Below are 22,680 nucleotides of genomic sequence, written 5' to 3'. Positions count from 1 at the left end.
CCATCACGGGAGAGTTTGCAATGGCCACGACATACGAAGAATACGATGGCTTGCCCAAGCACCACAAGGCCACGGGCAAGGAGAAGCTGGTCATCACCGCGTCCTCGCTGGGCACGGTGTTCGAATGGTACGATTTCTATCTCTACGGGCTTCTTGCCAGTTTCATTTCGCGCACGTTCTTTTCGGGCGTGAACGAGACCACCGGCTTCATCCTTGCCCTCGGCGCCTTTGCGGCCGGTTTCGCGGTCCGCCCCTTCGGTGCGCTCGTGTTCGGTCGCGTGGGCGACCTTGTCGGGCGCAAGTACACCTTCCTTGTCACGATGGGCCTGATGGGCGTTTCGACGTTCGCGGTCGGCCTCCTGCCCGGCTACGACACGCTGGGCATTGCCTCGCCGATCATCCTTGTCGCGCTGCGCGTGATCCAGGGTCTGGCGCTGGGCGGTGAATATGGCGGCGCGGCGACCTACGTGGCCGAGCACGCCCCTGCCAACAAGCGCGGCCTCTACACCAGCTTCATCCAGATCACGGCGACCTTCGGCCTCTTCGCCGCACTTCTGATCGTACTGGGCGTGCGCACCGGCATGGGCGAGGATACCTTCGCAGGCTGGGGCTGGCGCGTGCCGTTCCTGCTCTCGGCCATCCTGCTGGGCGTGTCGATGTGGATCCGCCTGCAGCTCAACGAGAGCCCCGTCTACCAGAAGATGAAAGAGGAAGGCACGACCTCGAAGGCGCCCATTACCGAGGCCTTCGGCCAGTGGGGCAATCTCAAGTTCGTGCTGATTGCCCTGTTCGGCGCGGTCGCGGGCCAGGCGGTCGTCTGGTACACCGGCCAGTTCTACGCGATGTTCTACCTCGAAAAGATCCTCAAGGTGGACGGCGCGACGACCAACTATCTGATCGCCATCGCGCTGGCGCTGGGCACCCCGCTCTTCGTCTTCTTTGGCTGGCTGTCCGACCGTATCGGGCGCAAGTACATCATCCTCGGCGGCTGCCTGCTTGGCGCGGTGAGCTACTTCCCTGCCTTCCACGCGCTGTCCGAAGCGGCCAACCCGGCCCTTGCCCGCGCGACGGCCTCGGCGCCTGTCGTCGTGACCGCCCATGAAGACGAGTGCTCGTTCCAGTTCGACCCCATCGGCAAGAACAAGTTTGACGCCAGCAGCTGCGACATTGCCAAGGCGTTCCTGGCCAAGAACGGCATCAACTACACCAATGTCGAGGCCCCTGCGGGCACCATCGCCTCGGTCTCGGTGGGAGGCACCTCGCTCGTCGCACCCGATCCCGCTCGGATCCAGGGCGAGGCGCGCGCGGCCGCCATCACCGCCTACCAGGGCCAGGTCGACACTGCGCTTGCCAACACGGGCTATCCGGCCGCGGCCAATCCGGACGAGATCGACACGGTCAAGGTCGTCGCGATCCTGTTCTACCTCGTGGTGCTCGTCACCATGGTATACGGCCCGATTGCCGCGATGCTGGTCGAACTGTTCCCGACCAAGATCCGCTACACCTCGATGTCGCTTCCCTACCACTTGGGCAACGGCTGGTTCGGCGGCTTCCTGCCGACCACGGCCTTCGCGATGGTCGCTGCAACCGGCGATATCTACTACGGCCTGTGGTACCCTGTCGTCGTCGCGATCATGACGGTCGTCATCGGTGTCATCTTCCTGCCCGAAACGTTCCGTCGCAATATCGACGACTGATTGATCACCAAGTGAGAGCGTGATCCACTTCCCGTCGCCCCCGCAACCTGATTTCAATCAAGGTGCGGGGGCGGCAGCGCGCTTACAGATATCGGTACACCCTCTCCAAACGGAGTATTCCAGATGTCCACTATTACAGCCGTCACCCTCCCCACCCGCTCAGGCCTCGATCTCGACGTGCGGCCCGCAACCGAGGCCGATGCCGGGATCCTCTCGGAATTCTTCGACCGGGTGAGTGACGAGGACCGCCGCTTCCGCTTCTTTGCAGCGGCCGAACACGTCAGCGAAGCGCAGCTTGCGCCGATGGTCCATGCCGACCACTTCCGCACCGAATCCTGGCTGGGCTTCAACACCGCAACCGGCGAACTCATCGCTTCGGGCCTCCTCGCCTGCGACGGCCCGCTCGACACGGGCGAAATCGCGATCTCGGTGGCCAACGCTTACAAGGGCCAGGGCGTGGGCTGGGCCATGCTCGATTTCCTGGCCAATCAGGCCAAGGAGCGGGGTTGCCGCCGCGCCATCGCGATCGAAAGCCGCGACAACCACGCCGCCATCGAACTCGAACGCGAGAAGGGCTTTGTTCCCGAACCCTTCGATGGAGACCCTACCATGGTCGTACTGTCCAAGTCGTTTCGATAGGGGCACAACAAGAGAGGCCGACACCCCCTAGAAGAGGAGATCGGGGTGTCGGATGAGGAGGAGAGGACAACATGAGTGATGCCTATCGGCAGACCTGGGATCTGAGCATCAAGCATCCCGAAGCGTTCTGGAGTCAGGCCGCGCGCGCAATCGACTGGATCACGCCGCCCGACACCACCTACGATCCCGACCGGGGCTGGTTCGCCGGAGGCACGCTCAACACCGCGTGGAACGCGGTCGACCGCCATGTCGCCAACGGGCGCGGCGAGGATTGCGCCCTCATCTACGACAGCCCCGTCACCGGCACCGTCGAGCGCTGGACCTATGCCGGATTGCAGGATGAGGTCGGCCGCGTCGCGGCCATGCTCGAGGCCCGGGGCGTTGGACGGGGCGACCGTGTCGTCATCTACATGCCCATGATCCCGCAGACCGTGTTTGCCATGCTGGCCTGCGCACGTCTGGGCGCGATCCACTCGGTTGTCTTCGGAGGCTTTGCCGCGCACGAACTGGCCAAGCGCATCGACGATGCGACGCCGCGTGCGCTCCTCACCGCTTCGTGCGGGATCGAGGGTAGCCGCACCATCGCCTACAAGCCGCTCGTCGACGAGGCTCTTTCCAGCGCGCGCCACGAGGTCGAGAGCGTTCTCGTGTTTCAGCGTCCGCAGGTGGTCGCCGAACTGATCGCCCCGCGCGACCACGATTGGGCCACTCTGCGTGAAGAAACCGCGCACCTTCCTGTCCCGCCCTGTGCGGAAATGGCGGCGAACGATCCGCTCTACATCCTCTACACATCCGGCACGACCGGCACCCCGAAGGGCGTCGTGCGTGAGAATGGGGGGCACGCCGTCAACCTCGCCTGGTCGATGCCCGCGATCTACGACATCGGGCCGGGGGATGTGTTCTGGGCAGCCTCGGACGTGGGCTGGGTCGTGGGCCACAGCTACATCGTCTATGCGCCGCTGCTGGCCGGCGCGACGACGGTCCTGTTTGAAGGCAAGCCGGTCGGCACACCCGATGCGGGCACCTTCTGGCGCGTTATCCAGCGCCACAAGGTCAAGACCTTCTTCACTGCCCCCACCGCGATCCGCGCCATCCGCAAGGAAGACCCGGAGGCAAGTTTCCTCCAGGAAATCGGCACCGGCGACCTCAAGGTGATTTTCCTGGCGGGAGAACGCGCCGATCCCGAGACGATCTCTTGGGCCGAGGAGCACACCCGCCTGCCGGTCATCGACCACTGGTGGCAGACCGAACTGGGCGCGCCCGCCATCGCCACATGTTTTGGCCTTGGCGACACGCGCCGCAAACGCGGCAGTGCGGGCTTTCCGGTGCCGGGCAACGCCTTTGCGATCCTGGGCGAAGATGGCCAGCCTGTTCCTGACGGGCAGAGCGGCGCCGTCGTCATGCGTGAGCCCCTGGCCCCCTGTGCCTTCCGCACGCTCTGGAACAACCCGGCAGGCTACGCGAAGAACTTCACCTCCTTCCCCGGCTTCTATGAGACGGGCGATGCGGGCCATTTCGACGAGGAGGGTTTCCTCCACATAATGGGGCGCACCGATGACATCATCAATGTCGCCGGGCACCGCCTCTCGACCGGGCAGATGGAGCAGATCGTGGCCACCGTCGATGGCGTGGCCGAATGCGCGGTGATTGGCGCGGACGATGCTCTCAAGGGTCAGATCCCGATTGCTTTCGTGATCCCGCGCGCGGGGGCAAGCGATCTGGAGAGCCTCGCGCCTCGCGTCATTGCCGAAGTGCGCCGCGAACTGGGCGCCGTGGCCGCTCTCAAGACCGCTTTTGTCGTACCCCAGCTGCCCAAGACCCGCTCGGGCAAGATCCTGCGCAATGTCCTTCGCAAGATCATGAACGGCGAAGACTTCCCCCCGCCCCCGACCATTGAGGATCCGGGCGCGCTCGACGCGATCCGTTCGGTCGTCTTCCCCAAGGCGGCGGCCTGAGAGCGCAAATGAAGCCGAAATGAGAAAGGGCGGACCGCAAGGCCCGCCCTTCTTCGTTTGCCAACCCCTTGGGGACGCGGCGATCAGATGTGGATCGCGCGGCCGAAGGCAGCGAGCACGGATTCGTGCATCGATTCCGAGATCGTGGGGTGCGGGAAGACCGTCTGCATGAGTTCGGCTTCGGTCGTCTCGAGCGTCTTGCCCACGACATAGCCCTGGATCATCTCGGTGACTTCCGCGCCCACCATGTGCGCGCCCAGCAGTTCGCCGGTCTTCGCGTCGAACACGGTCTTCACGAAGCCTTCCGGCTCGCCCAGTGCGATGGCCTTGCCGTTGCCGATGAAGGGGAACGTGCCCGCCTTCACGGTGTAGCCGGCTTCCTTGGCCTTGGCTTCGGTCATGCCGACCGAGGCCACCTGCGGGTGGCAGTAGGTGCAGCCCGGGATGTTGTTGCGGTCAAGACCGTGCGGGTGCACGTCCTTGTTGCCCAGTTCCTGCGCAATGGCTTCGGCCGCCGTCACACCCTCGTGGCTGGCCTTGTGGGCGAGCCAGGGACCGGGGGTGCAGTCGCCGATGGCCCACAGGCCCTTGACGCCGGTACGCCCGTAATCGTCGATCTGGATGAAGCCGCGGTCGAGCTTGGCACCGACTTTTTCCAGGCCCACGTTCTCGGTGTTGGGCACGATGCCCACGGCCGAGATCACGTGGCTGTAGGTTTCCTCGGTGACCTTGCCGTCCTTGGCCTTGATCTTGACCTTGACGTCCTTGGCGCCCGCCTTGACGTCCTGCACGGCGGTTTCGGTCAGGATCTTCATGCCCTGCTTGGTCAGCGCCTTGTGCATGAAGGCCGAGACGTCCTTGTCTTCCACCGGCATGATGCGGTCGACCATCTCCACGATGGTCACATCGACGCCCATGTCGTTGTAGAAGCTCGCGAACTCGACGCCAATCGCGCCCGAGCCCATGACCAGCAGCTTGGTCGGCATCTCGGTCGGGGTCATCGCGTGGCGGTAGGTCCACACCCGCTTGCCGTCGACAGGCGCATTGGGGAGTTCGCGCGCGCGCGCGCCGGTCGCCACGATGATGTGCTTGGCCGAGATGGTTTCCTTGCCCTTCTCGCCTGCAACCTCGATCTTGCCGTCGCCCACCAGCGTACCGGTGCCCATGTGGACGGTGATCTTGTTCTTCTTCATCAGGTGCGTGACGCCCTGGTTCAGCTGCTTGGCCACGCCGCGCGAGCGCTTGACCACGGCCTCGAGATCGGCGCGGATGTTGTCCGCGGCCAGGCCGTAGTTCTTGGCATGCTGCATCTGGTGGAACACCTCGGCCGAGCGCAGCAGCGCCTTGGTCGGGATGCAGCCCCAGTTGAGGCAGATGCCGCCGAGCAGCTCGCGCTCCACAATGGCGGTCTTCAGGCCAAGCTGCGCCGCGCGGATGGCCGAAACGTAGCCACCGGGGCCGGAACCGAGGACGATGACGTCGTAGGTGTCTGCCACTGTCTTATTTCTCCTGTTCGATCTCGCGGGGCCTGCCCGCCTCGTCGATCGCGACGAAGGTGAAGACCGCCTGGGTCACCTTCACGCGCTCTTCTTCATAGCGATGGCGGCGCCAGGCCTCGATGGCGATGGTCATCGAGGTGCGGCCCACCTTCTGGATGTCGCCGTAGACGGAGACTTCGTCCCCGATGCTCACCGGCTTGTGGAACTGCATCGAATCCATGGCGATGGTGACGGCACGCCCGCGCGAGAAGCGCGCGGCGATGAGGCCGGCGGCCATGTCCATCTGGCTCACCAGCCAGCCACCGAAGATGTCGCCATAGGCATTCGTGTCAGCGGGACGCGCGGAGACGCGGATCACCGCCTCGCGCTTGTCTGCGATCATATCCTGCATGTCATGCTTCCTTGCGCCTGTCGGACAGGGGCTTGGGGCGGTCGTTCGTATCGAGCCCGACGAAAGTGAAAGTACCGTTGGCCACTTCCACCTCCTCGTCACTGGCCCGGGCGCGGCCGAAACCGCGCGTGCGCACCGTCATGGAGGTGCGGCCCACGCGCAGGACATCGGCGTAGACGTTGAGCTCGTCGCCCACCTGCATCGCGCCCGGAAACGCGAAATCGGTGGCGCCCACGACGACGGCCTTGAGGCCGGTGCGCCGTGTGACGAGGGAACTCGCGCCAAGGGCCAGCTGGCACATCAGCCAGCCCCCGAAGACCCCGCCGTAGGGGTTGAGATCGGTGGGCATGGCGGTGACGCGGATGACCAGATCACCCACCTCGCCATACCCTGATCCCGTGTCCATCTCAGGCGATCATCCCGAGCGGGTTCTCGACGAAGTCCTTGAACGCGGCCATCAGGCGCGCACCGTCCGCACCGTCGATGGCGCGGTGGTCGAAGCTGCCGGTCGCGCTCATCACGGTGGCAACACCGAGCGAACCATCGTCCATGACCCAGGGCTGCTTCTGACCGGCGCCAATCGCCATGATCATGCCCTGCGGCGGGTTCACCACCGCCGAGAAGGACTTGATGCCCATCATGCCCATGTTCGAGATCGAAGCCGTGCCGCCCTGGTATTCCTCGGGCTTGAGCTTGCCTTCCTTGGCGCGGGTGCCGAGGTCCTTGGTCATCTTCGCGATCTGCGAGAACGACTTGTTGTTGGCGTCCGGCACGATCGGGGTGATCAGGCCATTGGGGATCGAGACGGCGACCGAAATGTCGGCACGCTCGTACTTGATGAGCTCGGTTCCTGCGAAGGACACGTTGCACTCGGGAACCTCGACCAGCGCCATGCCGAGCGCCTTGACCAGCATGTCGTTGACCGAGACCTTGAGGCCACGGCTGGCGAGCGTCTCGTTGACCTGCGCGCGCAGCGCCATCAGCGCGTCGAGCTTCACGTCCACCGACAGGTAGATGTGCGGCGCTTCCTGCTTGGACTGGGTGAGGCGCTTGGCGATCGTCTTGCGCATGCCCGAGAGCGTCTCGATGGTGTGCGGCACGCGATCGTCCAGGATCGAGGCTGCGCTGGAGACGGCCGGTGCGGCTGCGGGCGCGGGAGCCGCGGCTGCGGCAGGCGCTTCGGCCTTGCCGGGCTCGGCGTTCTCGACGTCGGCCTTCACGATGCGACCGTTCGGGCCCGAGCCCTTGATGGTGGCAAGGTCGAGGCCCTTGTCGGCGGCGATGCGGCGCGCGAGCGGCGAAGCCTTGATGCGGCTGTCGTCGGACTTGGCGGCGGCGGGAGCCGGGCTCGGCGAGGGAGCGGGCGCGCTGGAAGCCGGGGCCGCAGCCTCCTCTTCCTTGATGGCAGGGGACGAAGCCGGGGCTGCGGAGACGTCGGCGTCGGCCAGAGCGGAGGCATCCTCACCCTCCTCGGCCAGCAGCGCGATGACCGTGCCGACCTTCACGCCTTCGGTGCCCTCGGGCACGGCGATCTTGCCGATCACGCCTTCATCGACCGCCTCGAATTCCATCGTGGCCTTGTCGGTTTCGATCTCGGCCATGATGTCGCCCGAGCTGACGGTGTCGCCTTCCTTGACCAGCCATTTGGCCAGCTTGCCCTCTTCCATCGTGGGGGAAAGGGCGGGCATCTTGATCTCGATGGGCATGGAAGCTTTTTTGTCCCTTTATTCCGTGGGGAGGCGTTTCAGGTTGCCCCTTCATTGAACAAGTTGCAGCTTGCGCACAAGCTCCCAACAGGTGCTTTTTTCGCATATGGGATGGGTTGCGCGCAGGCTCAATACCCCTGATAAAGCGCGGTGAGAGGATGAATATGCGCGTATATCTGGTCATTGTGGACGAAAGCGACGAGGCTCTGGTTGCCCTTCACTATGCGGCGCGGAGAGCTGCAAAAACTGAAGGTGCACTTCACCTTCTTGCAATCGTACCCCCTCAGGAGTTCAACGCCTTCGCCGGTGTGCAGGCCACCATCGAGGAAGAAGCGCGCGCGCGGGCCGAGACTTTGGTGACGGCAGCGGCCGGCAACCTGCTCTCGCAAGGTGCGAAGATGCCGCTGATTTCCGTCGAGGTCGGTGAGGACATCAAGGTCGTGCGCAAGTACCTTGAAGCCCACCCCGAAGTCTCCGCGCTGGTGCTCGGCGCTGCACGCGAGGGAGGCCCGGGCCCCCTCGTCTCGCACTTCACCGGATCGGGCCTTGCGCGCATGGCCTGTCCCGTTTTCGTCGTCCCAGGCAACCTAGACGATGCGGCCATCGAGCGCCTGGCCGACAACTAGGTCTTAGGATGTCACACCCGGCATCGCGCCGACCGATTTCGTCGGGGCGATGCCAGTTCCTATCAGGGTCAGCGCTTCTTGCCGCGCCCCTGATGGCGGATGTTCGCCGGGCGACCGCGATTTCCGACAAGGTGCTTGCCGCGGTGCTTGAGCGGCGCGGGTTTGCCACGCGGTTCGATCCGGCCACCGCCCTCTTCCAGCTCGAACTTGAGTGCGCCGGTCAGTGGGTTCGCTTCGGCGAGGCGCAGCGGCAGGATCTGGCCGATGGCGTACGTCGTGCCGCTCCGCTCGCCTTCGAGGACCTGCTTCTTCTCGTCGTAATCGAAGCGCTCGTCGCCCAGCGTCGAGACCGGGACGAGCCCATCGCCGCCCAGCGAAATGATCGTTGCGAAGAAACCGAACTTCTGGACGCCGGTGATGCGGGTTTGGAAGACCTCGCCCACACGCGAGGCGAGCCAGGCCGCAACATAGCGGTCGATGGTTTCGCGCTCGGCTTCCATCGCACGGCGCTCGGCCTTGCTGATGGCATCGGTCACCCGGCCCAAGTCTTCGCGGTCGCGCTCGGAGAGGCCACTGGTTGCCGGGATGTCGCCCTTGGGAGCCGGTTGCTCAAGATGGTAGGCATCGACGAGCGCACGGTGGACCAGAAGGTCGGCATAACGGCGGATCGGCGAGGTGAAGTGCGCGTAGGAGCCCAGCGCAAGACCGAAGTGCCCGGCGTTGCGCGGCCCATAGTACGCCTGCGTCTGGCTGCGCAGAACCGCTTCCATGATGAGCGCCTTCTCGGCCTCGTCTGAAATGTCCTTGAGCATCCGGTTGAACAGCCCCGGCGTGATGACCTGCCCCATCGCCAGCTTCATGTCGAAGGTGGCAAGGTAGTCCTTCAGGGCCACCAGTTTCTCGCGGCTCGGCGCCTCGTGGACGCGGTAGACGACCGGCGCGACCTTGGCTTCCAGCGCCTTTGCCGCCGCGACGTTGGCCGAGATCATGAAGTCCTCGACCACGCGGTGCGCATCGAGACGCTCGCGCGTGGCGATCTCGGTGATGCGCCCTTCCGCGTCCAGCTGGACGCGCCGTTCGGGCAGTTCCAGTTCGAGTGGGTCGCGCGCCTTGCGGGCCGCGGCAAGCGCCTTCCAGCAGGCCCACAGGCCCTGGAGGTTGGCCCCGGCGCGGTCTTCATCGATGCGGGCCTGCGCTTCCTCGTAGGCGATCACTTCGTCGATGCGCACGATGGCGCGGGTGAAGCGCCAGTCGATGACCTTGCCCTGCGCATCGATCGTCATGTGGCAGGCCATGGCCGCGCGATCCTCGCCCGAGCGCAGCGAACAGACGTCGGCACTCAGGATCTCGGGCAGCATGGGCACGACGCGGTCGGGGAAATAGACCGAATTGCCGCGCTTGCGCGCTTCCCTGTCGATGCTGCCGCCCGGGCGCACGTAGAACGAGACGTCGGCAATCGCGACGAGCGCGTCGAAGCCCCCGTCCTCGCGCGGCTGCGCCCAGATCGCGTCGTCATGGTCGCGCGCGTCCGAGGGGTCGATGGCCACGATCGGAAGATGGCGCAGGTCCTCGCGGTCCACGTGGCTGAGCGGCAGCTTCGCAGCGGCCTCGGCCTCGCCCAGCGTCTCTTCCTCGAAATGGTTGGGAATGCCATGCTTATGGATCGCGATCAGGCTGAAGGCCTTGGGCGCGAGCGGTTCGCCAAGCACTTCGGTGACCTTGACCGCCGCGCGCACCGACTTGCCGATGGGCTCGGCCAGCACGAGCTCGCCCGCTTCGGCGCCGCCCAGATCGCTGATCTTGGAGGACTGGCGGATGCGCTTGTCCACCGGCTGCAACCAGCCCTGCCCCGACTTGTCGATCTCCACCACGCCCAGCATCTGCTCGGAGCGCAGGGCGAGCTTCTTCATCGGGTAGCCACGCCAGCCCGAACCCGTTTCCTCGGTCCGGGAAAGTACACGGTCACCTTTCTTGAGCGCCCCCATCGGGTTGCGCTTGCCCTTGGCTTCGACAAGGCGGATGCGCGGCGGAGGGCTCGCGTCCTCGGGGTGCCAGGTGTCGGGCACGGCGATCGCCTCGCCCTCGTCAATGTCGATCACCCGCAGCACAGTTACCTTGGGTAACCCGCCCATGCGGTGGTATGCGGTGCGCTTGCCGTCGATCAGGCCTTCCTCGGCCATGTCCTTGAGCAGTGCCTTGAGCTGGATCTTTTCCTGCCCTTTCAGCGCGAAGGCGCGCGCGATCTCACGCTTGCCGGCAGGGCCGTCAGCGTTCTGGATGAAGTCGAGGATCTGCTTGCGCGTCGGCAGCCCCGGTTCGGGCCGTTTCTTGAATGCCATAGCCTTGCCATGGGACACACAGGGCCCGAATGCAATGGGCAGCGACGCGTTGAGGCCGCGTCAGTCCTGCTGGAGCGGATGAAAGGCCCCGCCCGGCACCGCAGCCGCGATCGGGCTCTGGGCACCGCTCGGCGAACTGGCGCTGACGCCCAGGATCCAGTCATCGCCGCGAAGACCTTCCAGTTTGACGGCGGTCTCGGAGGTTGCCTTGATGACGGGCTCGGCCTCCCAGTCCGCCGCGTTGGTCGCACGCTTCCAGACCGAATAGCTCGCCGCGCCCACGACCGGCTCCCAGGTCACATCGGTCCAGGTCTTCACCGCCGCATCGGCATGGGGCGCGGGCGGCATCGGCGCCTTCGCCAGGGCGCCAAGCGCCGCGATGTTGAGATCGGTGACCTTGGCAAGATAGGGAAAATCCATGTACTCGACCGTGTCCCCGTAGAAGGTGCCGCCCTCGGTCCGCAGGTCCTGGTGCTGGTGATCGTAGTTCTCCACCGCCACGGTGAAGCGTACGGCCGGATAGCCCAGTTCCAGGAATGGCGTCTGGTCACCGCCACGCCCCATGCGGTCCGCGCGCCAGATCTCGCGCACGTCAAAGGCGGGGTCGAGATCGGGCGCAAGGCCAGTAATGAAACGCGAAAGATTGCGTCCCGGACTGTCATTCTCGCCGCCAAAGCGCCGTGCGGCGCTGCGCGTCTCGTCGGTCGCATCGGCGCGGGGCCCCTCGGAGAAAAGGCGCACATGGGCATCGTCGCAATAGCCGTCCGAGCCGCACGAACCGCCCACGATATCGTTGTTGAGAACCGCCTTCACCGTCCAGCCCTGCGCCTTGGCGTAGTCGGCCAGCACCTTGCCGCCCAGGAGCCCCTGTTCCTCTCCGGAGAGCGCGGCGTAGACTATCGTTGTCGGGAACTTCTGCTGGGAGAGCGCGCGCGCGGCCTCGAGGACGAGAGCTACGCCCGAGGCATCGTCGTTGGCGCCGGGCGCATCGCTGGTTGCGTCCATGACGTCGCTTACCCGGCTGTCGATGTGCCCCTGTACGATCACGACTTCATCGGGCCGCTCGGTCCCACGCTGGATCGCGACCACATCGACAATGCGCGTCGGCTCGGGGACGCGGCGTCCGGTGACCGTCTGTTCCGGCTGAACGATGTCGAGGCAGTTCCCGCACGACGTACCGATCTTCGCGAACTCGCGTGCGGCCCAGGTCCGAGCTGCGCCGATCCCGCGCGCCGGATCGCTCGCCGAGGACAAGGTGTGGCGGGTTCCGAACGAGACGAGCGTTTCGACATCGCTGCGCAGACGCGTCTGGGATGCCGGGTCCGCGTGGGCGGTCATTGGGGAAAGGACGGCGCCAAGCGCGATTGCGGTGTGGAAAATGCGAGCGTTCATGGCGCGCAATGTTCCCCGCGCCAACGCAGAAAGCAAGCCTTGCTCAGGTCAGTAGTCGTCGGGTTCCGGGCCGTAGCGGTTATCGCCATCGCTCGAGCCCATGATGCCAAAGACCACGACAAGCAGCAGGGGTACCATGCCCAGGAGGACCGCTGGCGAACTGTTCAGGCCCTGAAGGTCGGCCTGCATGGTTTCCGGATGCGCGAAGTCAAGCTTTTCGAACGCCGCCGTAACAAGCGGGATGCTGGCAATGCCGCCCCCGATGCCGACGAGCTTGAGCGCAACGGCAAGGCCTGCAATCCAGCCCGGCTTGCCGGAATCGTGGAGGCGGCGCACGAACGCGGCGGCCAGCAATCCGGTTGCGACAAGGGAGGCAATTGCGTTGACCCAGATCGTGCCAACCAGAGTGGATGCCATGCGTGTTCTAATCGCATCGGCCACGGCAGCTTCATTTGCGCTGCCCGGGTTGGACGAGATGGCGTTGATGCCGTCCAGCACCATCGCGCCGCCCACGATCAAGCCATAGATCCACGATACGGCGAAATAGAGCACCACGAGAAACGCGGTGTAGATCCAGAAGGTCGTGCGCGAATCGCGACCGGTGAACGTGACGAGGTTCGAAAGGCAATGCCGGATCGGCTCTATCACGTTCATGGATCGGTCCTTGTTTGCGCAGGCTCTAGTAAGCGCGCGCGACGTAGATGCGTTCGGCGGCGGGTTCACCTGTGAAGATGCACGCACCGCTGACCGGCTCAGCATCCATGGGCGTGTTGCGCATGGTGAGCTTGAGCGCCTTCAGGCGCTGCACGATCTCTTCCAGCTGCACACCGGTGGGTCGCGACCACTGCACTTCAGCCCAACCCGGGTACTTCTTGCTGGGAGCAAAGAAGGCCTCGAGTTCCTCGAAGGTCGAAACGCGCGAGATATTGGCGTCGCGCTTGGCCTTGGCTTCCGCGAAGAGCGAGGCCTGAAGGTCTTCCAGTTCGCCGGCAGCGATACCAAGGAAAGCCTCGCGCGCCATGGCCTTGAAGTTGACCTTGCCCGCCTCGTTCCAGAGCTGGTCGCGGCGCACGACGGTGATCTGTCCGTTCTCGGCGTCGCGCCCACCGATCTCCAGGATCAGCGGAACGCCCTTCTTGACCCAGCCCCAGCGCTTGAGCGCGGCCTTGCCCGGACGCTTGTCGAGCAGGACGCGGATCTTCTCGCCCATGGCCTGACGTGCGCCGAGTGCCTTGCGCAGGTCCTCGCAGTAGGCCAGCAGCGCGGCATCTTCCGGCTTGTCGCGCAGCATCGGGAGAATGACGATCTGGTGCGGCGCCACGGCGGGCGGCACGCGCAGGCCATCGTCGTCACCATGGGTCATGATGAGCCCGCCGACCATGCGGGTCGAGGTGCCCCACGACGTCGTGTGGCACAGCTGCTGCTGGCCTTCACGATCCTGATAGCTGATGCCCGCCGCCTTGGCGAAGCCGGTGCCCAGGTAATGCGAAGTGCCCGCCTGGAGCGCCTTGCCGTCCTGCATCATGGCCTCGATCGAGTAGGTCGCATCGGCGCCCGGGAAACGCTCGTTCTCGGGCTTCTCGCCAGCGATCACAGGCATTGCCAAAACGTCTTCTGCGAACTCGCGGTACATTTCGAGTGCGCGCAGCGTCTCTTCCATCGCACCGACGCGGTCGGCGTGGGCGGTGTGCCCTTCCTGCCAGAGGAACTCGCTCGTGCGCAGGAACATGCGGGTGCGCATTTCCCAACGCACGACGTTGGCCCACTGGTTGGTCATCAGCGGCAGGTCGCGCCAGGACTGGATCCAGCGGCCCATGGCCTGGCCGATCACGGTTTCCGAGGTCGGGCGCACGATCAGCGGCTCTTCGAGCTTGGCCTCGGGATCGGGAACCAGGCCACCCTTCCCGTCCGATACCAGACGGTGGTGAGTGACGACGGCCATTTCCTTGGCGAAGCCATCCACGTGCTCGGCTTCCTTGGAGAAGTAGGAGAGCGGGATGAACAGTGGGAAATAGCAATTGTCGACGCCAGCATCCTTGATGCGGTCGTCCATCAGGCGCTGCATGCGCTCCCAGATGCCGTAGCCCCAGGGTTTGATCACCATGCAACCACGGACACCGGATTCTTCGGCCAGCTCGGCCTCGGCGATCACTTCCTGGTACCACTGCGCGAAGTCGTTTTCACGCTTGGTGTTCAGGGCATGGCGGATAGCGGACACGGGCAATCTTTCTGTATCTGCATTAAAGGCGGCCGAATGGCCGCCCTTGGGTGAAAAATCAGTGTGCCGGAATCACCGGCACCATGCCCATGCGCAGATACTTATTTGCCGAGCGCGTCAAGCCTCTTCTGCATTTCGGCCATCTGATCGCGCAGCGCCGCGAGGTCCTTGTCCCCATCTTCCGACTTGGGAGCGGGTGTTTCGGGCTTCTCGGCTCCGGGCATGAAGGCGGCCGATGCGGCGCGGAACATGGCCATGTTCTGTTCGGCAAGCTTGGCCAGCGGGTTGTTGCCGAGGCTGTCCTCGAAGGTCTTGGCGAGCTTGGACTGGTTGGCCCGGAAATTTTCCATCGAGGCTTCGAGGTAGTGCGGGATCAGCGACTGCATCGAGTTGCCGTACATGCCGATCAGCTCACGCAGGAAGTTGACGGGCAGCATCTGCTCGCCGTTCGATTCCTCTTCCATGATGATCTGCGTCAGGATGGTGTGGGTGATGTCGGTCCCCGACTTGGCGTCGAGCACCTTGTAGTCCACACCTTCGCGCGTCATCTTCGCGAGATGGTCGAGCGTGATGTAGCTCGACGAGCGGGTGTTGTAGAGACGCCGGTTCGCGTACTTCTTGATGATGACCGTGCCGTCGTCCTTGGATGCCTTGTCAGCCATGCGCAATCCTCAGTTATCTATGGATGAACCGTACCACCCGGATATGTCGCGTTGCAACAGGATTTGCTGCGCAGCAATAGACGGTATTAACCGCTTTTAACGCCCGAAACGACGGCCCAGCGAGGTCAGCAGTTCATACTGGGTCAGGCCGGAGAGTTCGGACGCCTCAGGCAGCGAATAGTCCAGCGTCAGCCAGTCGCCCTCACGAACATCGGGTGCTGCGCCCAGATCGACGACCGTCAGGTCCATGCTGACCCGACCGAGAACCGGCAAAGCCGCGCCTTCGCCATCGCGAAACATGCCCTTGCCCGACCAGCAGCGCAGGAAGCCATCGGCGTAGCCCAGAGCCAGCGTGCCCACCCGCATGGCGCGCGGCGCGGTAAAGGTCGCGTTGTAGCCCACGCTCTCCCCGGCTTCGAGGTCCCGCACCTGCAGTACGGCCGCCTGCGGGCGCACGACCTGGCGCAAGTCCGGTGCCATTTCGACGCGTGGCAGTCCTCCGTAGAGCCCCAGCCCCGGCCGGGTCAGGTCGCCATGATATTCCTCGCCAAGGCCAATCCCGGCGCTGTTGGCAAGACTGGCACGGCGATGCGTGAGGGTGCCTCGCGCCTCCGTCCAGCGCGTGCGCTGCACTTCGTTGAGCGGGGTCTCCTCTTCCGAGGCGACAAGGTGCGAGAGCAGGACATCGACATCGAGCCGGGCCAGTGCCGGGTCGCCCAGCTCGTCCATGGCAACACCGAGACGGTTCATGCCGGTGTCGACCATGAGATCGCAGCGACCGCCACCCGCAGCCAGCCAGCGCCGCGCCTGGGCCAGGGAATTGATCACTGGCTTCACACCGCACGCCTTTGCGAAGGCGGCGTCGGCCTGCGTCAACGGGCCATGCAGGACCGACACCATGCCGGGATCAACCGCCGGAACCGCATCGGTCACTTCGCCCCAGTGCGCCACGAAGAAATCGCGGCACCCTGCCCGAAGCAATAGCGGCACGGCATGGCGCGCGCCGGTACCGTACGCGTTCGCCTTCACCGCAGCGCCCGCCCGCGCCGCGCCGGAGAGCCGGTCGAGCGCCTTCCAGTTTGCGATCAGGGCGTCGTCGTCAAAATCGAGGCGCAGGGGCGCCTGGGGCCGTTCAGGGTGCATCGTGTCCAAAGTCGCGCGGAGGCCCGCCACGCAGGCCCCAAAGGGAAATCAGCAGCGCGAACGCGACCACGATCCAGGTATACCAAAGACCCTGATACGGATTCCCGCTGCTGGCGACCATGTAGCTGGAAATGAGCGGCAGGAAACCTCCGAAATAGCCTGTCCCGATATGATAGGGGATCGACATCGAGCTGTAGCGGATCTGGGGAGGGAACATCTCGGCGAGCAGAGCCGCAACCGGCCCGTAGGTCGCGCCGGAGAGCGCCATGAGGAGAAGCAGCATGGCCCCGATGCGAATGGCGTCCCAGGCGCCGGGCCGGACCGTCTCGAAGCTGTAGCCGGCCTCTTCCAACCAGCCTTTGAGGCGCGCCGTGCGCTCGGCAGCCGACGGGAACGTATCGAGGGTGATGGCGCGCTCCCCGATGCGGAGTTTCAGTGCGTCACTGGGAACGACCGAATAGGTTACTCCCAGCCCGGTGAGATCGCCCAGGAGGCTCGCGCAGGGCGTTGCCTGCTCCTCGGCAAACGGACTGTAACGGCATCCCGCGCCCTCGACCTTTACGGGCACGGCCGCGTTGGTCCTGACGAGGTCGGGATTTGCACTCTGGCCCATGATCCAGAACGCCGGGAACAGCAGCACGAGCGTCAGCGCATACCCCCAGACAATCGGCTTCTTGCGCCCGATCCGATCGGACAGCGCGCCGAAGAGGACGAAGAAGACCATGCCAAGCGCTGCACTCGCGCCGATAATGATCTCGGCCATGGTGCTCTCGACCCGCATGGCCCCCTTGAGAAAGCCAAGCGCAGAGAACATCGCGGTGTACCAGATCACGGTCAGTCCGGCCGCGATCCCGAACAGCGCGATGAAGATGCGCTTGCGGTTGCCGGGATAGGTAAAACTCTCCTTAAAAGGATTGCCCGCGATCTCGCCTTCGGCGCGCATGGCCTGGAAGACCGGGCTCTCCGAGAGCTTGAGGCGCATCCATAAGGAAATGCCCAGCAGTACGAGCGAGAGCAGGAAGGGCACCCGCCAGCCCCACTCCAGCCACAGCGCCTCGGGCATGAGCGCCTTGCACCCCAGCACGACGATGAGGCTGAGGACGAAGCCGCCCACCACGCTCGCCTGAATGTAGCCCGTAAAGTAGCCACGTCGTTCCGGGGGCGAATGCTCCGAGACGTAGATCGCCGCCCCACCGTACTCGCCGCCAAGCGCGAGCCCCTGCATCACGCGAAGGCACAGGACGATGGCAGGCGCGGCAAGTCCGATCGAGGAGGCCGAGGGAATGAGCCCCACACCCGCCGTCGCGATGCCCATGAGGGTGACCGTAACAAGAAACGTGTACTTGCGACCGAGCCTGTCCCCCAGAAAGCCGAACAGGATCGCGCCCAGCGGCCGAAACCCGAAGCCAACCGCAAAGCCGGCCCAGACGAGCAGGGTCTCCAGCGTTTCATTGCCCGAGGGGAAGAACGTCTGGCCGATGATCGCGGCCAGCGTCCCATAGATGAAGAAATCATACCATTCGAACACCGTCCCCATCGACGATGCGGCAATCACGAGCCGAATATCGGAAGCGCTTGGCTGTGTGTCTGCTACGTGCAGATGCGTCCCTGCCATGAACCGGACCTCTCCCCCCAGAGCCTGTTCTCAGGCCTCTCTCCGGAAGGAGGGTAGCGTTACTCGGCGAGAGAGGAAAGGGCCTCTTGCGCCGCATCCCAGGCGAGCAGCACCGCGCCGTGCCGCCCCGGGTAGTCCGGAACGGCCGCGAGCGTGTCAAAGCCGGGCCATCCGGGCATCGCCCCCTCACCCGAAAGCCAGCTTCGGATCTCGCCGCGGGCCTGGGCCAGTTCGGCCGCGCTCTGCCCTTGCGCGCCCTTGGCAAAGATCGCGGCCGCAGCCTGGCCGATGGCGCAGGCCTGCGCGGATATGCCGACACGGACAATGCGTTCATCTGGGCCACTGTCGAGGCCAAGCCTGAGCTGGCTTCCGCAGGTAGGGGAACGGGCCTCAGCCACATGCGGCAGGTCGCTTGCCAGAGGATAGGCGGCCAGGTCCATGGCTAGTGCGAGCACATCGGGGGTGTAGAGGACCGTTGCCGACATCAGGCGCCCTCCCCTTCGCTCAGCATGGCCGTGCGGCGCTCCGAGATCATCTGCACCATCGCTTCGCTGCTGGCGTTGATGAAGGGGTAGGTGCGCGATTGCGTGACCCAGTCAGGACGGCCGGCAATGCCCCAGACGGTGTCATAGCCCAGCATCAGAACCGAGAACGCCAGGACGATGATGATGATGCCCTTCATCGCCCCGAAACCGAAACCGAGCACCCGGTCGATGGGACCCAGCACCGACTTGCGGCTCTGCGATCCGGCCCACTTCGCCACCATCTTGACCACGATGTAGGGCACCAGAAGCAGCAGAGCGAAGGCGAGGATGCTCACGCTCGAGCTGTCGCCAAGGTAGTTCTCGAGCTGGTAGGTGAGCGGCGTGTGCAGCATACGGATCGCAAAGATCGCGAAGATCCACGCCGAGAGGGCCAGGACTTCCTGGACAAAGCCGCGCACAAAGCCCGTCGCCGCGCCCAGGGCAACGAAAAGCAGCGCAGCCATGTCGAAACCAGTCATGGGATCAGTGTCCTAGGCATCACTCAGGATGCGGTCAACGAGATTGGGCAACATGCCAAGCCCGGTAAAGGTCAGCCCCTTGCCGCCCTCTCCGCCCGAATCCTGATCGGACGCCGAGGACGGGCCAAAGGCCTTGGCAAACCCCAGCTTTGCCGATTCGCGCTGTCGGATCGCTGAATGGGCCACGGGCCGGATTTCACCGGCGAGCGAGACCTCGCCAAACCATACCGCGTTGCTCGACAGGGGCTTGTCGCCAAGCGCGGAAACGAGCGCAGCAGCCACGGCCAGATCGGCGGCCGGATCAGAAAGCCGGTAGCCCCCCGCAACGTTGAGATAGACCTCGGCGCTGGAAAAATTGAGACCGCAGCGCGCTTCCAGTACCGCCAGTAACATCGCCATGCGTCCGTTGTCCCAGCCCACGACCGCGCGGCGCGGCGTCGCGCCGCTCTGGAGGCGCACGATCAGCGCCTGGATCTCGATCAGGACGGGCCGGGTACCCTCCATTGCGGGGAATACCGCGCTGCCCGCCATCGGCTCTTCCCGGCCGGACAGGAACAACATGGAAGGGTTGCCGACCTCGGCAAGCCCTGCGCCTTCCATCGCGAATACACCGATCTCGTCGACCGGACCAAAGCGGTTCTTGAGGCTGCGCAGGATGCGGTACTGGTGGCTGCGCTCACCCTCGAAGCTCATGACCACATCGACCATGTGCTCAAGCACGCGCGGGCCAGCGATGTTGCCGTCCTTGGTGACGTGCCCGACGAGGATCAGCGTCACGCCGTTTTCCTTGGCGTAGCGGATCAACTCGAACGCGCAGCCACGCACCTGGCTGACCGTCCCCGGCGCGCCCTCGATCTGGTCGGAATGCATGGTCTGGATCGAGTCGATGACGAGCAGCGAGGGCGTGTCCATGTTGCCCAGCGTCGTCAGGATATCGCGAACAGATGTGGCCGAGGCCATCAGGATCGGCGCCTTGGAGAGCCCCAGACGCTCGGCGCGAAGCCGCACCTGTCCGGCTGCTTCCTCGCCGCTGACATAGACCGCACTGCCGCCCGAGCTCGCGATATGGGCCGAAACCTGCAGCAGCAAGGTCGACTTGCCGATGCCCGGATCGCCGCCCATCAGGATCGCCGAGCCCGGGACGAGCCCACCGCCCAACGCACGGTCGAACTCGGCAAGACCACTGGCGCGGCGCACCGGCAGTTCGCCGGGAGCGTCGAGCGGGGTGAACACGATCGGCCGCCCGCCCGAAGACAGGTCGTGCTTGGAGGAGAAGACCGTCTGCGGCGCCTCCTCGACCAGGGTGTTCCATTCGCCGCAGTCGGCGCACTGTCCCTGCCAGCGTGTCGCGACAGCGCCACAGGCCTGGCAGGCGTATCTACGTTTGGGCTTTGCCATGGCACCGGGCGTAACCGGAACGGAGCGAGAACGCAATTGCCTTTCCCGCGCATCGGGTCCACGCTAAGTCCATGCGCCAGAAAGAACTGCGAATTGCGCTCGTTTGCTATGGAGGCGTCAGCCTCGCCGTCTACATGCACGGGGTTACCAAGGAGCTCTGGCATGCCTTGCGGGCAAGCCGTTCATTCTGGTCGGACGATCCCTCCGATCTGGGCACAGGCGCCGTCTACCGCCAGTTGCTCGAACGGATCGAGGATGCCAGCAGGCTGAAGCTGCGGGTCATGGCGGACGTGATCGCCGGGGCGAGCGCGGGCGGCATCAACAGCGTGTTCCTGGCCCAGGCAATCCATTCGGGCCAGTCGCTCGAGCCACTGACCAACCTGTGGTTGGAATGCGCGGACATCGACCGCCTGCTTCACCCCGATGCCCGCCCGCTTTCGGCCGCCACCAAGTTCTGGGCACAGCCACTTGTCGCCTTTCTCCTGAAGCGCCCGGACGGCGCCATCGCTTCCAGCGTCGCCCCGGAAACCCGCGCCGAGGTGCGCGAGAAGCTCTCGCGCCTGATCCGCTCGCGCTGGTTTGAGGCCCCGTTCTCAGGCGAAGGGCTCTCCAATACGCTCGCCTCGGCATTGGAAGCCATGGCACGCGCTCCGGGCGGCGCTCCGCTTCTGCCCAACGGGCACCCGCTCGATCTTTTCGTGACAGCAACCGACTTCAAGGGCCACCTCGAAGCGCTCAAGCTGCATTCGCCGCCGCTCGTGCTGGAGAGCGAACATCGCCTCACCATCGACTTTCACGCGCGCACGCCTGTGCATCGCGGCATGCCGCTTGCCCCCATCCCCGAACTGGTCTTCGCGGCGCGCGCGACCTCCAGCTTTCCGGGCGCCTTTCCTCCGTTGCAGCTGGCCGAGATCGATGAACTTACCCGCGAGCGCGAGATCGAGTGGGAGGGGCGCGAAACCTTCCTGGCCCGGATCATGCCCGAGCACACCCGGCGCGGCGATCTCGCCAATGTCGCGCTGATCGATGGCTCGGTGCTCGTCAACGCGCCCTTCCGCGATGCCATGAGCGTCCTGCGCACGCGCCCTGCTGCACGCGAAGTGGACCGCCGCGTTGTCTACATCGAGCCCACCCCCGATGCCTTCGGCGAAGCGGCACGGCGCGAGAACAAACCGCCCGGCTTCTTCCCCGTAATCTTCGGCTCGCTATCCTCGATCCCGCGCGAGCAGCCGATCCGCGACAACCTGGAGGCTATCCAGCTCGATTCGCGCGAGACGGCCATGCTGCGTGAAATCATCGAGGCCCTGCGCCCCGAGATCGAGGAGACGGTGGAGCGCCTGTTCGGGCACACTCTCTTCCTTGACCGGCCGACCCCGGCGCGCCTCGCGAGCTGGCGCAGCAAGGCGCACAAGGCCGCACAGGAGCAATCGGGATTTGCCTACCACAGCTACGCGCAGGTCAAGCTGACCGGCGTCCTCGAAAAGATGGCCGAGCGCATCGTCGAAAGCGCGCCCGGCGCCGAGCACGTCACGCTCCGGCGCGTGAGCAAGCACCTTGCGCGCTATCTTGCCGAGACCGGGCTCGACCGCCGTGAGGCGCTGCGCGATGGCAATTCACCGCGCTTGATCGCGTTCTTCCGCAAATTCGACCTTTCCTACCGCACCCGCCGCCTGCGTTTTCTGGCCCGGCGCGTAACGCAGGAACGCGAGCAGGACGAGGACGTGCGCGAGGTGGACCGCGATCAGGCCCGCGAGGCCATCTACACCGCACTCAATCTTTACCAGGAGGCAAGCAACTGCACCGTACGGGATCGCGACTTTGCGCAGAAAGCACCGCAGATCCTGGCCGATCCGGAAGCGGCCCTGGCCGATCTCGAACGCTGCTGGTCGCTCCACGAAATCGATGGAAAGGTCGACGCGATCCTGGCCGAGGCGCTCTCGCAAATGCCGCGTGTGCTGCGTCGGCGCATGCTTCTCGCGTATCTGGGCTTTCCCTTCTACGACGCCGCGACCCTGCCCATGCTGCGCGGCGAAGGACTGAACGAGTTCGACCCGGTCCAGGTCGATCGCATCTCCCCCGAGGACTGCACCGCGATCCGGCCCGAGGGCACGCCCTCGCCCTTGCGCGGGACCGAGTTCTACACGTTTGGCGCCTTCTTCAGCCGCGCCTATCGCGAGAACGACTATCTATGGGGAAGGCTCCACGGCGCAGAACGCATGATCGACCTCATCGCCTCAGCCGTTCCGAGAGAGCATGCGCTGGGCCGAAACGAGATCGACGCGATCCGGCGTGAGGTATTTCTGGCCATCCTCGACGAAGAAAGGGACCGGCTTCAAGCCGATCCCTCCCTTGTCGATCAGATCCGCAACGAGGTCCTCGCGCGGCTGTAACAGCTTG

19 protein-coding genes are annotated in these 22,680 nt (G+C 65.0%); 5 read left to right on the top strand and 14 right to left on the bottom strand.

All coding sequences use genetic code 11. The annotated features are described in order from the left end of the window. Window positions 1-20 precede the first annotated feature (20 nt). The 3 genes from MTR65_RS04225 (at window position 21) to MTR65_RS04215 (ending at window position 4,291) form a co-directional block, all read left to right on the top strand. Window positions 21-1,697 carry an MFS transporter gene (locus MTR65_RS04225; protein WP_243797369.1) on the top strand — a complete coding sequence of 559 codons (1,677 nt, stop codon included), beginning with the start codon at window positions 21-23 and terminating at the stop codon, window positions 1,695-1,697. Between the two features lie 123 nt (window positions 1,698-1,820). Further along, the gene (locus MTR65_RS04220; protein WP_226635467.1) at window positions 1,821-2,336 is read left to right on the top strand and encodes a GNAT family N-acetyltransferase; all 516 of its coding nucleotides are present in this window, start codon (window positions 1,821-1,823) and stop codon (window positions 2,334-2,336) included. A 71-nt stretch (window positions 2,337-2,407) separates the two neighbouring features. After that, window positions 2,408-4,291: an AMP-binding protein gene (locus MTR65_RS04215; protein WP_243797366.1), complete on the top strand. Its 1,884-nt coding sequence runs from the start codon at window positions 2,408-2,410 to the stop codon at window positions 4,289-4,291. A gap of 83 nt (window positions 4,292-4,374) precedes the next feature. Here the strand turns inward: MTR65_RS04215 and lpdA are convergent, their stop codons facing one another. The 4 genes from lpdA to MTR65_RS04195 are packed head-to-tail and all read right to left on the bottom strand — an operon-like array spanning window position 4,375 to window position 7,887. After that, on the bottom strand, window positions 4,375-5,787 hold the full coding sequence (gene lpdA / locus MTR65_RS04210) for a dihydrolipoyl dehydrogenase (RefSeq protein ID WP_243797364.1): 1,413 nt from the start codon (window positions 5,785-5,787) through the stop codon (window positions 4,375-4,377). A gap of 4 nt (window positions 5,788-5,791) precedes the next feature. After that, the gene (locus MTR65_RS04205) at window positions 5,792-6,181 is read right to left on the bottom strand and encodes an acyl-CoA thioesterase (protein WP_371710868.1); all 390 of its coding nucleotides are present in this window, start codon (window positions 6,179-6,181) and stop codon (window positions 5,792-5,794) included. Between the two features lies 1 nt (window position 6,182). After that, entirely contained in the window at window positions 6,183-6,587 is a 405-nt protein-coding gene (locus MTR65_RS04200) for an acyl-CoA thioesterase (RefSeq protein WP_243797361.1), read from the bottom strand. Window position 6,588: 1 nt separating this feature from the next. Continuing rightward, window positions 6,589-7,887 carry a pyruvate dehydrogenase complex dihydrolipoamide acetyltransferase gene (locus MTR65_RS04195; RefSeq protein WP_243797359.1) on the bottom strand — a complete coding sequence of 433 codons (1,299 nt, stop codon included), beginning with the start codon at window positions 7,885-7,887 and terminating at the stop codon, window positions 6,589-6,591. A 164-nt stretch (window positions 7,888-8,051) separates the two neighbouring features. Here MTR65_RS04195 and MTR65_RS04190 point away from each other — a divergent pair, with 164 nt between their 5' ends. Next, on the top strand, window positions 8,052-8,513 hold the full coding sequence (locus tag MTR65_RS04190; protein WP_039395529.1) for a universal stress protein: 462 nt from the start codon (window positions 8,052-8,054) through the stop codon (window positions 8,511-8,513). Window positions 8,514-8,581: 68 nt separating this feature from the next. On the opposite strand, the gene rnr is transcribed toward MTR65_RS04190, so the two are convergent. From rnr to radA, 10 genes are all read right to left on the bottom strand, one after another. Next, window positions 8,582-10,852 (bottom strand): ribonuclease R, encoded by a 2,271-nt coding sequence (gene rnr, locus MTR65_RS04185; protein ID WP_243797357.1) that lies wholly within the window; start codon window positions 10,850-10,852, stop codon window positions 8,582-8,584. 60 nt (window positions 10,853-10,912) lie between these two features. Continuing rightward, window positions 10,913-12,244, bottom strand: coding sequence for a M20/M25/M40 family metallo-hydrolase (locus MTR65_RS04180; RefSeq protein ID WP_419145028.1), 1,332 nt, complete (start codon window positions 12,242-12,244; stop codon window positions 10,913-10,915). 48 nt (window positions 12,245-12,292) lie between these two features. Beyond that, window positions 12,293-12,898: a DUF805 domain-containing protein gene (locus MTR65_RS04175; protein WP_243797355.1), complete on the bottom strand. Its 606-nt coding sequence runs from the start codon at window positions 12,896-12,898 to the stop codon at window positions 12,293-12,295. A 25-nt stretch (window positions 12,899-12,923) separates the two neighbouring features. Then, the gene (gene proS, locus MTR65_RS04170) at window positions 12,924-14,462 is read right to left on the bottom strand and encodes a proline--tRNA ligase (RefSeq protein WP_243797353.1); all 1,539 of its coding nucleotides are present in this window, start codon (window positions 14,460-14,462) and stop codon (window positions 12,924-12,926) included. 101 nt (window positions 14,463-14,563) lie between these two features. After that, window positions 14,564-15,124, bottom strand: a complete 561-nt coding sequence (gene phaR / locus MTR65_RS04165) for a polyhydroxyalkanoate synthesis repressor PhaR (protein ID WP_039393723.1) — start codon at window positions 15,122-15,124, stop codon at window positions 14,564-14,566. Between the two features lie 96 nt (window positions 15,125-15,220). Further along, complete coding sequence (locus tag MTR65_RS04160; RefSeq protein WP_243797351.1) at window positions 15,221-16,267, bottom strand: alanine racemase; 1,047 nt, start codon at window positions 16,265-16,267, stop codon at window positions 15,221-15,223. After that, window positions 16,257-17,882, bottom strand: a complete 1,626-nt coding sequence (locus tag MTR65_RS04155) for an MFS transporter (protein ID WP_243797349.1) — start codon at window positions 17,880-17,882, stop codon at window positions 16,257-16,259. Before MTR65_RS04155 ends, MTR65_RS04160 begins: the two co-directional genes overlap by 11 nt. 59 nt (window positions 17,883-17,941) lie before the next feature. Next, window positions 17,942-18,367 (bottom strand): iron-sulfur cluster assembly scaffold protein, encoded by a 426-nt coding sequence (locus tag MTR65_RS04150; RefSeq protein WP_243797346.1) that lies wholly within the window; start codon window positions 18,365-18,367, stop codon window positions 17,942-17,944. Beyond that, window positions 18,367-18,885: a CvpA family protein gene (locus MTR65_RS04145; protein WP_243797344.1), complete on the bottom strand. Its 519-nt coding sequence runs from the start codon at window positions 18,883-18,885 to the stop codon at window positions 18,367-18,369. Before MTR65_RS04145 ends, MTR65_RS04150 begins: the two co-directional genes overlap by 1 nt. 12 nt (window positions 18,886-18,897) lie before the next feature. Continuing rightward, a complete protein-coding gene (radA, locus tag MTR65_RS04140; protein ID WP_243797341.1) occupies window positions 18,898-20,283 on the bottom strand; it encodes a DNA repair protein RadA in 1,386 nt (461 codons plus the stop codon). A 71-nt stretch (window positions 20,284-20,354) separates the two neighbouring features. Here radA and MTR65_RS04135 point away from each other — a divergent pair, with 71 nt between their 5' ends. Next, entirely contained in the window at window positions 20,355-22,673 is a 2,319-nt protein-coding gene (locus tag MTR65_RS04135) for a patatin-like protein (protein ID WP_243797338.1), read from the top strand. The last annotated feature ends 7 nt before the right edge of the window (window positions 22,674-22,680 follow it).

The organism is Novosphingobium mangrovi, assembly GCF_022818885.1.
GTDB classification, from domain to species: Bacteria; Pseudomonadota; Alphaproteobacteria; order Sphingomonadales; family Sphingomonadaceae; genus Novosphingobium; species Novosphingobium mangrovi.
The sequence above is the reverse complement of the archived record's forward strand: the minus strand, read 5'-3'. Positions and strand labels throughout refer to the sequence as shown.